15 protein-coding genes and 1 pseudogene are annotated in these 15,226 nt (G+C 45.7%); all 16 read left to right on the forward strand.

From position 1 onward, the window contains the following. Positions 1-45 precede the first annotated feature (45 nt). Positions 46-1,131, forward strand: a pseudogene (locus FD01_RS03955) (phage major capsid protein); the annotation flags it as partial. Positions 1,132-1,202: 71 nt separating this feature from the next. Continuing rightward, positions 1,203-1,547, forward strand: a complete 345-nt coding sequence (locus tag FD01_RS03960) for a head-tail connector protein (protein ID WP_054717952.1) — start codon at positions 1,203-1,205, stop codon at positions 1,545-1,547. Continuing rightward, positions 1,540-1,881, forward strand: a complete 342-nt coding sequence (locus FD01_RS03965; protein ID WP_054717949.1) for a phage head closure protein — start codon at positions 1,540-1,542, stop codon at positions 1,879-1,881. Before FD01_RS03960 ends, FD01_RS03965 begins: the two co-directional genes overlap by 8 nt. Before the next feature lie 2 nt (positions 1,882-1,883). Beyond that, on the forward strand, positions 1,884-2,303 hold the full coding sequence (locus FD01_RS03970; protein ID WP_054717947.1) for an HK97-gp10 family putative phage morphogenesis protein: 420 nt from the start codon (positions 1,884-1,886) through the stop codon (positions 2,301-2,303). Further along, complete coding sequence (locus FD01_RS03975; RefSeq protein WP_054717943.1) at positions 2,300-2,671, forward strand: DUF806 family protein; 372 nt, start codon at positions 2,300-2,302, stop codon at positions 2,669-2,671. The genes FD01_RS03970 and FD01_RS03975 overlap by 4 nt, the downstream gene beginning before the upstream one ends. 10 nt (positions 2,672-2,681) lie before the next feature. Further along, entirely contained in the window at positions 2,682-3,299 is a 618-nt protein-coding gene (locus FD01_RS03980) for a phage tail protein (protein WP_056962723.1), read from the forward strand. A 160-nt stretch (positions 3,300-3,459) separates the two neighbouring features. After that, on the forward strand, positions 3,460-3,810 hold the full coding sequence (locus FD01_RS03985) for a phage tail tube assembly chaperone (protein WP_054717940.1): 351 nt from the start codon (positions 3,460-3,462) through the stop codon (positions 3,808-3,810). Between the two features lie 70 nt (positions 3,811-3,880). After that, on the forward strand, positions 3,881-4,018 hold the full coding sequence (locus tag FD01_RS16530; RefSeq protein ID WP_225436156.1) for a hypothetical protein: 138 nt from the start codon (positions 3,881-3,883) through the stop codon (positions 4,016-4,018). Between the two features lie 31 nt (positions 4,019-4,049). Continuing rightward, positions 4,050-7,874 carry a tape measure protein gene (locus FD01_RS03995; protein ID WP_082611678.1) on the forward strand — a complete coding sequence of 1,275 codons (3,825 nt, stop codon included), beginning with the start codon at positions 4,050-4,052 and terminating at the stop codon, positions 7,872-7,874. Beyond that, positions 7,855-8,595 carry a hypothetical protein gene (locus FD01_RS04000; protein ID WP_054717934.1) on the forward strand — a complete coding sequence of 247 codons (741 nt, stop codon included), beginning with the start codon at positions 7,855-7,857 and terminating at the stop codon, positions 8,593-8,595. Before FD01_RS03995 ends, FD01_RS04000 begins: the two co-directional genes overlap by 20 nt. Before the next feature lie 3 nt (positions 8,596-8,598). After that, complete coding sequence (locus tag FD01_RS04005) at positions 8,599-10,113, forward strand: phage tail protein (protein WP_056962726.1); 1,515 nt, start codon at positions 8,599-8,601, stop codon at positions 10,111-10,113. After that, positions 10,106-11,902 carry a pectinesterase gene (locus tag FD01_RS04010; protein ID WP_056962728.1) on the forward strand — a complete coding sequence of 599 codons (1,797 nt, stop codon included), beginning with the start codon at positions 10,106-10,108 and terminating at the stop codon, positions 11,900-11,902. The genes FD01_RS04005 and FD01_RS04010 overlap by 8 nt, the downstream gene beginning before the upstream one ends. A gap of 93 nt (positions 11,903-11,995) precedes the next feature. Then, positions 11,996-12,286: a hypothetical protein gene (locus tag FD01_RS04015; RefSeq protein WP_054717925.1), complete on the forward strand. Its 291-nt coding sequence runs from the start codon at positions 11,996-11,998 to the stop codon at positions 12,284-12,286. Further along, complete coding sequence (locus FD01_RS04020; protein WP_056962730.1) at positions 12,279-12,725, forward strand: phage holin; 447 nt, start codon at positions 12,279-12,281, stop codon at positions 12,723-12,725. Before FD01_RS04015 ends, FD01_RS04020 begins: the two co-directional genes overlap by 8 nt. Before the next feature lie 10 nt (positions 12,726-12,735). After that, a complete protein-coding gene (locus FD01_RS04025) occupies positions 12,736-14,034 on the forward strand; it encodes a LysM peptidoglycan-binding domain-containing protein (RefSeq protein ID WP_056962732.1) in 1,299 nt (432 codons plus the stop codon). 538 nt (positions 14,035-14,572) lie between these two features. Then, positions 14,573-15,184 carry a hypothetical protein gene (locus tag FD01_RS04030; RefSeq protein ID WP_056962735.1) on the forward strand — a complete coding sequence of 204 codons (612 nt, stop codon included), beginning with the start codon at positions 14,573-14,575 and terminating at the stop codon, positions 15,182-15,184. The last annotated feature ends 42 nt before the right edge of the window (positions 15,185-15,226 follow it).

Here is a 15,226-nt window from a genome sequence, read left to right on the forward strand (position 1 = left end):
GAACGCCCTACGAAGTTTTCTATAATGAGACTTTGCACTTAATTTGACAATTCACCAAAGATCAAGGACGACTTAACCGCTGCGAAGGCACGTCGGGACGCTATCAACGACCAGATTAAAGCACTTGAAGCTGAAAATAAGGCCAATACCGATCCTGACAAGCCAGTAGATAATGCACAACCGGAGGGCACCGACCTGTCCAAGAAGCCAATCGATGCGAAGAAGAAGGCTATCAACGACTTCATCCATAGCCATGGCAAGGTAGTTGATGCTGCAGCCGGTCACGTCACTTCGACAGAAGCAGGCGTGCTGATTCCGGAAGAAATCATCTATGATCCTACCGCAGAAGTAAATTCAGTTGTGGATCTGTCAACACTGGTTACCAAGACGCCGGTTACTACTCCTAAGGGCACATACCCGATTTTGAAGCGGGCAACTGATCGTTTTTCCAGCGTGGCAGAATTGGCCGAAAATCCTACACTTGCTGAGCCCGAATTTGAACAGGTGGACTGGTCTGTTGGCACGTACCGTGGCGCAATTCCTCTGTCTGAAGAAGCTATTGCTGATTCTAAAGTTGATCTTACCGCACTTGTTGGTCAGTCCATTAACGAGAAGTCTGTCAATACTTACAACGCGATGATTGCGCCTGTATTGCAGTCGTTCACAGCCAAGGCAACAACCACTGACACTCTTGTAGATGGTCTTAAGCATATTTTGAATGTTGACTTGGACCCAGCATACAGTCGGGCGCTTGTGGTTACTCAATCCCTGTTCAATACGCTGGATACCTTAAAGGACAAGAACGGGCGTTACTTGCTTCATAATGCATCTGACTCTATCACTGACGGCACCGCAAAGGGCTCTGTCTTGGGCGTCCCAGTATATGTTGTTGGTGACACGCTACTTGGCTCAGCCGCAGGGGATCAGAAGGCATTTGTCGGTGACTTAAAGCGCGGCGTTCTGTTTGCAGATCGTCAGCAGGTCACTCTGGCATGGGAAGAAAGCAAGATTTATGGGCGTTATCTCGGTGCCGCATTCCGGTTTGGCGTACAAAAAGCCGATAGCAATGCCGGCTATTTTGTAACCAACACAGATGCTGCATCTGGTTCAACTTCAGGTACTGGTAAGTAATACGATTGTTAGTCGCCTAATAAATAAACAATTCGCCAATATGACGGGCGACTGCTAAGGGAGGGCTGAATATGGCCGATGAAATGACTGATACTGTTGGAGTTACCGCTGATGATATGCAATCCTACCTGAATCTCGATACGGATGGTGATGCCTCAATTCTCGCTGACTTGATCAGCACGGCGGAGGACGCGGTGATGAATGCCATCGATGACACGATCGCGGTTGACATTTATCGAACGTACCCTCTATTCAATCAAGCGGTTAGGGTGCTGGTAGACTTCATGTATTATGGGCGCGGCACGCTATCGGACCAAGACAAGGCTTATCCGCCCAGCTATGCCTACATGATCAACAGCATTCGCTGGAAGATTCAGCGCGACCAAGCAGCGAAATCTGGTGAGGCTAATGGCTAAATTTAAAGTAGCAGATTTCAGCCGCAAGGTTGATCTTGGCTCTCCACAATCACACAGGACTGGTGCCGGGGTAAACATTTCTAGCTTCGTGCCGGTGTATAGCCTGCATTTCAAGCAACAGAAGCGGACGCTCACACAGCAGTACACGCTTGTGGGAACGCGCTTGGATAATTCAATCACCATCATAGTCCGTCATGATGCTAGAAACATTAATCAGAAACAGGCACGCCTTGATGGTGTTGTGTATGACATTTCAGACATTAGCCCGGATGATTCAAACGATGCTATTCGTTATGACTATCTGACCCTAGTCAAAACAACTAAGGGGGCATAACCGTGGATATGGATGAGGCACTTGGGCAATGGCTTAAGCAAGTATCAAAGGCCGCACAGCTTTCTGTATCTGACCAAGAGAAGATTACCAAAGCTGGTGCTGATGTTTACGCCAAAAAGCTAGCTGAGACCACCAAAGAAAAACACCCAAACACTAAGGGAGACGGCGGTAAGTATGGACATTTGAGCGAGGACATCAGTAGCGCTGCAGGAGATATTGACGGCGATCATAATGGCAGCTCAACGGTCGGATTTGGCAAGAAAGCATTCGTTGCACGTTTCCTTAATGATGGCACCAAGCATATTCATGCAGATCATTTTGTTGATAATGCTCGTGATGATGCCAAAGATGCTGTATTTGCTGCTGAAGCTGAGAAATATCAGGCAATGATTACCAAAGCGAATGGTGGTGGGAATGAATGAGCGCCGTAGATGATGCGGTAACAATGCTTATTCAAGCCAGTATTGCCGGCATTGATGCAGTTGAGGGCAACAACTTACCGCAAGAATTAGTCGATAGTTTGGACAAAACAGTCGTGCTGATTACTGATGCTGCTAATGATCCGGCTGCATATGGTGACAACGATTTTTGGGCATTAAATCAAGAAGTTGAAGTACAAATTTGGTACTCGCAAGCGCTTGATTCTGACCCTGAAACCATTGAGATAGCCATGATGAAGGCTTTTACTCATAAGTATTGGCAGGTAGCCGCGGTTAGACAACGTACATTAGATCCAGACACACAGCAACTTTTTAACACGTTTTATTTCAGCAGAACAAAGAATATTTAGGAGGCCAATTATGGCAACAGTAGGTTTATATGGGATTGCTTTTGGGTTAGTTGACAATAACCAAAAGCTTATTGCAGACGCAACAAACGGATTAGGAACAGATGGCCTTTATGTTGTTGGCCGCGCCGATCTTGGTGGTAAAACTGCTAATATCACTGGATTGGCGGGCACGCCAACAAAAACTTATGGATTCAACCAAGTACAAGATGTCACAGCGCCAATCAGCGAACCTTCAGTGGCTTTGGATATTAATGACTTGAACTTCCAAATTAAGCAAAAGATTAAGGGCTTTATCAATGATGGTAAAGGCGGATATGTTGACGAAAATTTGAAGGCTCACGTGGCGTTGTTGATTACGGCGCAAACGATTAGCCGAAAAAACTTTGTTTACTACGGCTTTGGTGATGGCATTTTGACTGAAACGGCAGCCAACATCCAAACAGATACCAATGCCGAACAACGTGCAGATGATACTTTGACTTACACAGCGCTGTCTACTATGGCCTTTAATAATCAGCCATACAAGATTTACAGTGACCTTGATCCTAAGTTCGACAAAGCCAACATGTACAAAGAAGTATTCGGCGGATACGTATTGCCAGCTGGTACCACTACAACTCCAGCATAAATAATGCTGACAGACGCAATCTGACACAATTTCATAGCAACAACTGATGAATGGCTCACGAACGTGCGCTATTTTTTATGATCAAAAGTCGCTTTCTGGTGAACTTGGTGGTGTCCGATTCACCACAGCGACCTTACAAATACAAAGGATGGTATTACCAATGAAAATTAAAGTTAGTCAACTTAGCAATCGTGTGCACGAAGTTAAAACCAGTAATCGCAACATGGAAAAGATGTACGACTTACAGTTACTGATGGCCAAGGCAGACGATGTTGCCAATATGGAACCGGTAGAAATTATTAAAATGCAACGTGGTATGCTGCACGATTCAATCGACTTCTTGACCACCATTTTAAACCTGAACAAGCAAGAAATTGATAAGCTTGGGGATCTAGAATTTGCCGACACCATTAAGGTTGTTAATTACACTTTTGAACGCATGATGGGCATGAGTGATGAGGATATTGACTTAGCTGCCAAGAAGCAGGACGCCAGCAAAAGCAAAGATTAATCCAGCTGTCAAAGTTTATGAGCTTGAAAATCAGTTGCAGGACTTTAGATGGATTAAAAAGCAAGCAGTCATGTATTTCCATTGGTCAATGCAGGATTTTGATGATGCTGATTATTTTGAAATGCTGGAAATGATGTCTGCCAAGGATAAGAAAGACCGTCCAATTGATCCGGCAATTATGTGGGAGCAATACCAAGAGAAAGGGTGATAGATAAGTGGCACAACAAATTAACGCAACCATGAGCACCAAGATTGCCCTTGACCTATTGTCGGCAAGCGAATCCGTCAAATCATTAACAGCGGTTGTTCGTTCAAGTCAAAGTGCTTGGAAAGCTCAAGAAGCAGAGATGAAATCCGCGGGTGATGCCGCCGGTGCTGCTAAGGCTAAATATGAAGGCTTGGGTAAGTCTATTGAGTCACAACAGGCTAAGATTGACGCTCTAAAAGCTAAGCAGAGTGAATTAAAGGGTAACGCTAGCGAAACTGCTCAACAGTTTCTGAAATATCAGCAACAAATTGACGGCGCCACTAAGCAATTAGCTAGTATGCAGGCTCAGCAAGACCGTGCTAAGCAAGCGATGGACTATCAAAAGTCCGGTTTGGCTGGCCTACAGCAAGAGTACACAGCAGCCGCACGTGCTAACCAAGCTTATGTGACGCGCTTAGAGGCTGAAGGCAAGCAACAAGATGCTAACAAAGCCAAAATGGAAGGTTATAAGTCATCCATTACCAATCTTAATGAGCAACTGTCTAAGCAGTCAGCTGAGTTGGATAAGATTGCCAGTGCATCAGGCAAAGATAGTGCCGCATGGCGTACGCAGAAAACACGTGTGGACGAAACGGCTACCAGTTTAGCCAAGGCTAAGTCTTCTATGACCGGTTTGCAAACTGAAATGGACAAGGCTAATCCGTCTATGTTCAGTCGAATCAAGACAGCGATTGAAGGAACAAACAAACAAGCGGAAAAGACGCCAAGCCTGCTTCACAAAATTGTTGAGGGCGGCTTAATCACCAATGCCATCACAAGCGGCTGGCAACGCCTAAGTTCAAGCATTACTGACACGGTAAAGTCTGGACTAGAACTTAACGAGGCCGGAGAAAAGCTAAATATGACGTGGGAGAACATGGGCAAGTCAGCCAATGATATCAAGATTCTTTCCGGTCAAATGTCATATTTACGCAGTGAGACTGGTGCAACTGGTGGCGAAATTAACAACATGCAAACCACCGTTGACACCATGACACACGGTGTCACAGATAAAACTGTCGTTATTAGCGCCGGTATTGCTAGTATTGCCACTGCCTCGCACAAAGGCGGAGCTGGCATGGACGCTTTGTCAAAGGCGATGACACGAGTCGTTGCTTCAGGTAATCTAACGACAACCAACCTTGCAAAACTTGAAAAGCAAGCGCCTACACTAGGCACGCAATTAGCAAAAGCCGCTGGAGTCAGTCAGGATTCATTTGCCAAAATGGTTGCTGACGGGAAAATAAAGTCTGACGACTTCATGAACCTGATTTACAAGGTTGGTACAACAAGTAGAAGTACATTTGACCAATTTGGGAAAACCAGTGAAGGTGCCCTCGCACAGCTGTCAGGCGGTTGGACATCAATCAAAGCTAAAATGGCTGCGCCGTTGCTTGATGTTAAGAATAGTGGCATGCAATCACTTGCTGGGATTTTGACATCATCTGTTGTTCAAAGCGCCGCTACTACACTAGGCAAAGGTCTGGCGTACATTGCGAACATGGCGAAAAAGGGCCTAGACTATATCTCTGCTCACAAGAAAGACGTAACCGGTATTGCCGGAGATATGTGGGACATCGCAAAAACTTTTGGGTCAGCTGTATGGAAAACAATTGCATCTACCATAACTGGATTAGCTAAAGGCTTTAACTCTTTAACCGGAAACTCACAAAAATCTGCAAACCCACTACATCAGGTAGCAACAGCCCTAAGTAACATTGCCAAGAATAAGAGCGGCATTCAGACACTTGCCAAAACGTTGTTGGGATTATGGGCTGCTGTAAAGACGATGACTATAGCTCAATCGGCATTGAATTTGGTAATGAGTGCCAATCCGTGGATACTTTTATCAGAGGCCGTAATTGCCGTTGGAGTAGCACTCTATGAATCTTACAAACACTTTAAGCCCTTCCGTGATGCCGTTAATAACGTTGCTAAAGCTATTGGTAATGCTCTAAAACCAGCTCTGAAGGCTGTTATTTCTGGAATGCAAGCAATGTGGAAGAGCATTCAGCCAATTCTCAAACAGATCGGTAAGCTATTTAAGACCACGTGGGCTTTGATCGTTAAAGTCATCCAAGTGGCATGGAAAGCGATTAAGCCAATTGTTGACTTGCTGTTTGGCTATTTCAAAGCACAATTTGATTTCTATGCCAAAGTGCTACCAGCAATTTGGAAGGGCATGTGGCATGTTATTTCATCTGTTCTTAGCGCCGTTTGGAAAGTGCTCAAAGACACGATTTCATCAGCGCTTAAAGTCATTACTGACATCCTCAAGGCTGGTATGGATTTACTAAGTGGTAACTGGTCAAAAGCATGGTCAGACAACAAGAAGCTATTGTCGGATTATTGGAATGGCATGAAGAAGATTGTCAGTGATGTGTTTGGTGGCATCCATAACATCATTAAGACAGTTCTAGGCGCAATTAAAGGTATGTGGAATGCAGCATGGAGTGGTATGAAATCTGCATTCTCTGACATGTGGGATGGCATGAAACATGCTGCAAGTGATGGCATGAATGCAATAATCAATGTCATTAATGGCGCAATCAGTGGTATTAACTGGGTTTGGCAAAAGTTTACTGGCAAGTCTGCTCTGCACAAGCTTTCACCTGTTCACTTCGAGCAAGGCGGTATTGTTGAGCGCAAGATGCATCTGGTCATGGTCAACGATGGCAATGGGCCTGACTGGAAAGAGCTTTACCAGCTTCCAAATGGTCAAGTTGGTATGAGTCAACAGCGTAATGCCACAGGACTATTGCCAGAAGGCACTCGTGTCTTCAATGGGAAAGAAACCAAAGCCATCATGAACATGGCTGGTATTGAGCATTATGACTTGGGTGGCGTGATTGGCGGTGTTGGCAAGTTCTTCAGTGGCGCTTGGGATAAGTTAGAGGCCGTTGGTGATTGGCTTGCTAATCCAGTCGGTAAAGTAACCAGTTTAATCAAGTCTAGCGTTAGTGGTATTTCCGGTGGCATTGAAATGTTTAGCAAATTAGCCGGTGGCGTTATCGGTAAGTTGACAGGCAGTGTCGTTGACTGGTTTAAAAAAGAACTGACAAAGTTGCAAGACACACTAGATACCAATCCCGGTGGATCAGGTGTACAGCGTTGGAAGCCATATGTTATTAAAGCCTTAAAGGCCAATGGCTTTGACGCTAGTGGTTATCAAGTCGCCGCATGGATGCGAGTTATCCAGCGTGAATCCAATGGTAATCCTAAGGCAATTAACCTGTGGGATAGCAACGCTAAAGCCGGTATACCTTCGATGGGGCTTGTACAAACCATTGGGCCAACGTTCAATGCGTATAAGTTCCACGGCCACAATGATGTTTATAACGGCTATGACGACTTGTTGGCGGGCATTAATTACATGAAGCATATTTATGGCTCTGGTAACTCAGCCTTTGCCCGTGTTTCAGGCAAGGAAGGCTATGCTAACGGTGGCTTTGCTAATACTGCATCTATTTTTGGCGAAGACGGTTTAGAAGCCGCGATTCCATTGTCGTCGCTCAAGTCATCACGTGGTTACGAAATGCTTGGCAAGACTGTGGCGGCCATGGCGGCACGTGACAACATGACTAGCGGCACAACAACTAACGGCTCTGCAATCGAGGAAAAGCTCGACGAGCTGATTACACTCATGAGTGCCTTTGGTGGACAGCAACTTGAACAACTCAAGCAGATTTCCGCCAAGAATTTGTCTATCGACGGCAAGACGCTCAACCGTGCTACTGCATCGGGGCAAGCGTATATCCAACAGCAACGGCTAAACGCCGTACAAAGGGGGCTAACAGTTGGTACAGACATCCAATAAACCATATGGCATCACTTTTAACGGTCACCACTCAAGCGAGTTTGATGCTCAGGTGGTAGTTGGCTCAGTAGCCAACGGCTTTCCAGCACGCACAATGGTCACACAGCATCTGACTGGCTCCAACAATATTCTAGACTTATCAAACTTGTATGGCCCGATGTTTGAGGAGCGCACACTGGCCTTTACCTTTTTGCTGATGGGCAGTGCAATGCGAAATCGCGAGCAGATGAGCCGTTCGTGGACACGAATTATCAACTGGGTTACAGCACCTAGCCACAAGGTTATCTTGCGTGATGATGTCATGCCTGACTATCACTATCTTGCTGAGGTGGAGACTGCACCATCATTGGCTGAGGCTAACACACTAGGACAACTCACAATCACTTTTACGTGCTACCCGTTCCGCATCCGTGACCACATCGATTATGATGATGATTTTGACTACTTTATTGAGCACGAGGACTACCTAGCTCAAGAGGTGCACTACAAAGTGGGCGAATTAGACACGGGCACGTTGATCAATATCGGCGTGTCTGAGGTGCCTATTACCGTCACAGCAAGCGCCGCCGCATCACTCACCGTCAATGATCAGTCATTTACTCTGTCAGCGGGCGAAAATACTGACTTGGATATGGTGTTAGCACCGGGTGATAACACGCTCAAGCTGGCTGGCGACACTGGTGTCACTGCTGATTTCAGTTGGTATCAGGAGGTGATTTAGTAAATGTATCGCGTAACAATCAGGCAAAGCTGGGATGGTCCAGAAACGATGATCCACAGTCCGCATGTCAACTCGCTCAAAATTGACAACGAAGATATTGGATTAGACGTCGCAGCTACCCCAAGCATGACTTTTAACATTTACTATGGCAATCCTGGATACAGTGCCATGCAAAATTTGGTGACGTTGGTGCGTGTCTACGACACTATCAATAACATGGATGTTTTCGAGGGCCGCGTGCTTAATTCAAGTGAACCACTCGAATCTAGCGGTATGACTTACAAAACGATTACCTGTGAAGGCTTGCTAAACTGGCTGCACGATTCTCGGCCGGGATTCATCGAATTTGACGGGAAAACGCGTAAGCAAATCTTAACGTCGCTGATCGATGCTCACAACAATCAGATGACCACACTTGGAGCGCCTTATAAGTGCTTTAAGCTTGGCAACATCGACATGGCTGATACCGTGGCGGCATACTGCTACACCGATCAAGAAGCGACGACTTACGACAACATCGAAACGCTGGTCAAGCAAGCTGGCTATGAGCTGGCCGTGCGTCATGAGTCTGATGGCCTGTATCTCGACTGTGCCAAAACGATTGGCGGCACTGGTGAGCAAGTGATTCGCTTAGGCTCAAACCTGATCAGTTTTACCCGCACCATTGACCCAACCGCGCTGGCGTCGGCATATCTGCCACTAGGCAAAGCCGCCGACCCACCAACAGATGACACCACAACAACTAAGGGGACTGCCAGACTGACAATTGCGTCAGTCAATAATGGCAATCCTCTTTTGAGTGATGCAGATTTAATTAAGCAATTTGGGCCAATCGTTGGAGCAAAAGCTTTTGATGATGAGACTGACGCTACCAAGCTCAAAGCTTCTGGTAGTAGTACGTTCAAGGCCATGCCCGTGGCGACTGTATCGACGCAAGTGCAAGCAATCGACATGACTTTTGTTGGCAAGGCTAAAGGCCCGCTACTCTGTGGATGGACCTATCGCACACTTATCCCATTTAAGGGTATCGATGATCAGCTACGCATCACGCAGATGCACATCCACATCAATGATGTGCGCACCAACACCATGACCATTGGTGATCGTGTTGTCGGGCAAGAATCGTACAATGTCGAGATGCTCAAGAGCATCCGAGGCTTGGCATCAATTAAGACCGCTGTTCAGCAACAAGGTATGCGCATCGGAAAAATTAGTGCTGCGGCGACCACGGCTGAGAACACCGCCAATGACGCTAAGCAAACCGCGGCTGATCTAAAAAAAGATTTTGACAACTATAATTTTTCGGGGATGGCTGATGACTTTCAAAAACTACAGTCAAAAATCAATGCGTTACCGGAAAATATTGGTGATATGGGCGGAGAAATATCAGCGGCTCAAACAGCAATCGATAATGATATCAAGCCTGCAATTTCAAGCATGCAAGGCCAAATCAAAACGTTAAATGAGAAAGTCGGTATTAAGACACCGGCAGAAGGGAGTGGTACAACCAATGGTTAAACTTACTAAGCCCGAGTACGCACCTAGCACAATCGATATTGACTGGGATAAAGATTACTCACTTGCAGAGTTGATTAAATTAATCTTGAATCACGGAAATGCAAAACCCGTTCGTGGTGCGATTGTTGGAGTGACTCAGGCTCTTCAGGAACTGCTCTATGCAAAAAGTGATCCTGGCGAACTCGATGACATTCGGACTGGGACTAATGGTGTAGTGTACGACACGCCAGCAAACGCGGTGAAAGAACAGATTATTATGCTACAAAATCTTCTAACTATGAACAAAGGGGAAAATATGATAGACACAGCCAAAACTAAAAATGGTTATTATAACTACTCTGGTTTTGTTGCTAGCGATGACTGGCGTTGTATGCCTGACTTGCTGGCCGTGCCGAACGGTGTTGGGAGCGTGACGGTGCTATCAGATAAGGAATCATATATCTCTTTTTACAACTCATCCAAGCAGTTTTTAAAGTCAGTGTCATTTACCGGTGATATCTCAAATCAACAAAGTGTGGTGATCCCCTATGGTGTCGCGTATGTCACCATCAGCATGATGGCTAAAATTGCAAATACTTTTAAGGCTGCATGGAATCAAATCCAAGCAAGTGTCAGCACCGGTGTAAATGTGGTGGACGTGTCAAAATTTGAGTCTGGATATTACAGCGATAAAGGCCACACGGATGACGATACATGGGCATGCTCAAGCTATATGCTAGCTATTCCAACTGGCGTCACTCAGCTCACTGCATATGCCGATGCTAACTCGTATGTAACTTTTTACGACAAGCTCAAGGGATTTATGAGCAGTGTGGCTTTCGCTAGCAACAGCGCAACGATGCAAACACAAACAATTCCAGTCGATGCTGCTTTTGTCACCGTAAGTATGCAAAAATCGGAGGCCGTCAACTTTACACTTGCCTGGGGTGCGACTGGCACACAAAGCCAATCTCTTGACACGCCAAAAATCGACCGGTCTATGTGGCAGCCATCTAAAAGCTTGATTGTTGACCCCGGCAGTAATGGCGATTACGTCAAAGTGCAGGACGCAATCAACGCGGCTGATGATGGTACAACTATCACGATTATGCCTGGTGACTATTACGAGTGTGTGGACGCAAGAGATAAGCAAGTAAATCTTGTTGGATATTCTGCATCCGCCACGCGGATCATCTCAACCGATAATCGTCGCGATTACCCCGCGCTTGAGATGACGAGCGGGTCCGCGTCGAACCTTAGCTTCATTTCACAGCGACCGACTGGTGCGGCTTACCCCGACTATGACACTCCTTATGGCGCACATCTGGACTATAACGGTTCCGCACATCAAACCTTAACGTTCGAAAATTGTGTATTCCGCTCAGACTGGAACGCGGCCGTCGGAATCGGAATGCGTGTTGGCGAAAATCTTTCGTTTAAAAATTGTGAATTCACTAGCACTTCATCTATCCCAATGGGTGCCGTGTTCTTCCATGACTGTTCAAATGCTGAGCTCGCTGGCAATTATGCATTTACCCTTGACAGTTGTAATCTTTCGGCGGCTGGAAACTATTCGATGGTTGCTCTCGGTATTGCACATCCTGGCAATAAGATGGATTTGACGTTGATTCGCAATAGTTTTTATTCAGGCGTTCACGGAACTGGCGATGACGGCATTGGTAAGCAAGAAGCAACGGAACAATATCCAGCTTCTGACGGTGATGAGTTTATGGGGACTGCAACGATTGTGCTTAATCCGCGAAGCTTCGGTAACAGCGCGCCAAAATGTAATGCGGCCGTGCAATCATGATTACGGCGGCATGGGTTTTGGTCACTTTCCTTGGGGTGATCGCGATTTTTTCAGTCTTAGGTGGAAATAAGAAAAAGTAGGGGAAGTGAGAAAGTGACATTTTTTGGATACACGATTGGTGACTGGGCGGAGTTCATATCAATCATAGGGGTGGGCGTGAGCGCTGGCAGTTGGTTGTTCAAAAAGATTGCCTTAGATCCGTTGCGAGAAGATATTAAAGATTTGGGCTTTAAGTTTGACCAAAGGTTCCATAATGAGGAGAAAGTAATTGATGACATTCTGAATACGCAAAAGGTTCATAGTCAGGAACTGGGGAGCCATTCAACTAGGCTTACCCGTTTGGAAGACCACGTAGGAATCAAAGGAGATAATGATGATGAATAATTGGACAGATCTTGTAGTATCACTTGCAGTTGCGGCAGTCCCAATCATCGGAGCTTGGCTTTCAAAACAACTGTTAGCTAACAAGCAGGCATTAACGTTGCTTAAAGTGCTTGGGCCATTGGCAAATGCCGCTGTTACTGCGGCAGAACAGCTCGGTGTGACAAAAACGATTGACGGTGCGGTTAAAAAATCGATTGCCATTAATACTGTGAAAGATGGTTTGAAGTCGCTTGGCTTCACCAGCACAGATGAGCAGACAATTGCCAATGCAGTTGAACAATCTTATGCGAATTTGAAAGACAGCCTAGCAGAAACCTATCCGCAAAAGACAGTTGATCAGGAAGCATCTAATCAAGACAAAGTAGATGCCGCAGCTCAGGCTGCCGCAGACGCAGTTAAGGCTCAGCTGGCCCCGGCATCTGTTGCTCCACAGCAATAAGGAGGGCACTATGAAGCTAAAAAATAAATTCGCTGCCTTGCCGGTCGCCATCTTGGCGGCTATTTCTTTTTCCCTACCATCGCAGGTAAACGCGGCCAAAGGGGACCAAGGCGTTGACTGGCCAAAGTATCAAGGCACTACCGGTGTCTACGGTTACTCTGGTGACAAGTTTGGCATCAGTCAGATTGGTGGATACTATGACGGATCGTTCGTTGTGCAGTCAACTTATAGGACACAAGTTGCTAGTTTGATTGCCGCTGGTAAGCGGGCGCACACATATATCTACTCGCAATTTTCTAATCGTGCCCAGGCTGATCAAATGCTTGATTATTATTTGCCGCGGATCCAAACGCCAAAAGGCTCAATCGTTGCGCTTGATGTTGAAAGTGGGACGCCAAACACTCAAGCTGTGATGTATGCGTTGGAACGGGTGAAAGACGCCGGTTATACCGCGATGTTGTACGGTTACAAGAATTTCCTCACATCACACTTGGATCTGACGACGATTGCCGCGCGCTATCAACTTTGGATGGCTGAATATCCGGACTACAATCTTACGATTAAGCCGAACTACAACTATTTTCCGAGTTTTGCTAACATCGGGATCTTTCAATTCACTTCGACATACCGCGCTGGCGGCTTGGACGGTAACGTTGATTTAACTGGAATCACCGATAATGGATATAGCAAGACTACGATTGGCGAAAGTGGCAAGGTAACGGTTAAGCCGAAGTCTAGTACACCTGCAATCAAAGCTGGCACCGCGGCTAATAAGACCAAGTTGGCTCAAGTTAAGCGTGGCGACACCGTCAAAATCAATTTGGGGGCTAAACACTGGGGTAGCAAGAGCAACAGCTTGCCAATCATGAGTTTTGCCCTTGGTCGCAGTTATCAAGTGCAGGATACGAGTGGCTCACAAGTATTGCTTGCTGGCATCTTTAGTTGGATTGATCGTAGCAATGTGGAAATCTTATCGACCAGCTCCACGAGTGTTGTATCTGAATCCACAGCAACTTATACAGTGCAATACGGCGACACGCTCTCTGGTATCGCCGCCAAGTATGGTACCAGCTACCAAGCTTTGGCAACGCTCAATGGTATCAGCAATCCCAACTATCTGAGTGTTGGTCAAGTCCTACGTGTGTCGGGATCATCCCAAAGCGGGCATGTCTATTACACTGTCCGTAGCGGCGACAGCCTTAGTGCGATTGCGACTAAGTATGGTACAACTTACAGCCGGATTGCCTCATTGTCTGGCCTGAGCAACCCTAGCTTGATCTATGCGGGGCAACGGATCACGGTAAAGTAGCTCGTTAAAATACAAAAATGCCTCACTCTGCTAACGCGGGGTGGGGCTTTTTTGCTTGTGTATAATTCACATAGTTTATAAAAGTCTACGAAAGATGTAAAAACGGCAAATCGATGCGTGGTTGCAGAATGAGTGAGAAATTGTAGAATTGATGCAACGACGGAATCCCTTGTAGCGCAATGGGTGAGACGCTGAAAGAGGGAACCCTAGATGTGTTAAGTTGACAAAACCATCCTAAAAAGGTGATTACTTTACATCGTCCGTATATGTAACTTTTGCTCGCCTTTTCAAGCGGCGCTTTTCTTTTGCATTTCGTCAGTTTTTTCGGACGATTTCCTGATGAAACGGCTGTATCCCTTATGGTGAATGCGTTTTTTCATCAGTTTTTCTTTCGCAAATCTTTTGAATAGTTTCATCTCATTTACCAATGTTTTCGCGTAAGTTTGTTGACTTCAATTATAGATTAGCTGATACTATAGGTAGAGGCACTAAGAGGAGAACGAATGTTCGCTTCTTATTTTTAGTGAGTTGGTGAAATATGAAGGTCTACCATGGCACTACTTCCGTTGCGAAGAAAAAAATTCTTAGCGAAGGTGAAATACACCCCTCTCAGTCCCGAATAGAAACTAGTATTGATACTATATTGGAGTGGGCTCTACTAAAGAGTACTTTAACGGAAATGCCAACAATGGGGTCGGTTCGTCAACCGACTGCTCTAGGAGACGGAATATATGCATTTGAAAAAATAATGGATGCAGAGAAGTTCAGGCCAGACCACGAGGTGATTATTATCACCTTAAAAGATACTGAAACAATTTTGAATCTTGATGACTGGCAGGTTCTTTACGAGTTGGCGGATACTCTTATGTCTACAGGCTACGAAGACGTCTTTGAAAAGCGATTCTATTCGGAAGAAACGCAAAAACAATATCGTAAATTATTCAAACTTTTTGCTGAGTTCATCATCGATGTAGCTAATGGTGAGAAGCAAATTGATGATTATGCATATGTTTTCGCGTTTGCACTTTGGTTTTTGGATGTGATATTTGGAAAGAAATATAGAATTGTGTCGCGAACCTTTCCAGAACAACCAAAGTATATTTGTATCCGCGATCAGCAAGCAATAGAAAGCTTCTGTGGTAACGTCTAAAGTTCTATGAAACCAAGTCCAAAACCGGATGTTCAAGGAGGG

It is taken from the genome of Lacticaseibacillus manihotivorans DSM 13343 = JCM 12514 (genome assembly GCF_001435035.1).
Lineage (GTDB): Bacteria > Bacillota > Bacilli > Lactobacillales > Lactobacillaceae > Lacticaseibacillus > Lacticaseibacillus manihotivorans.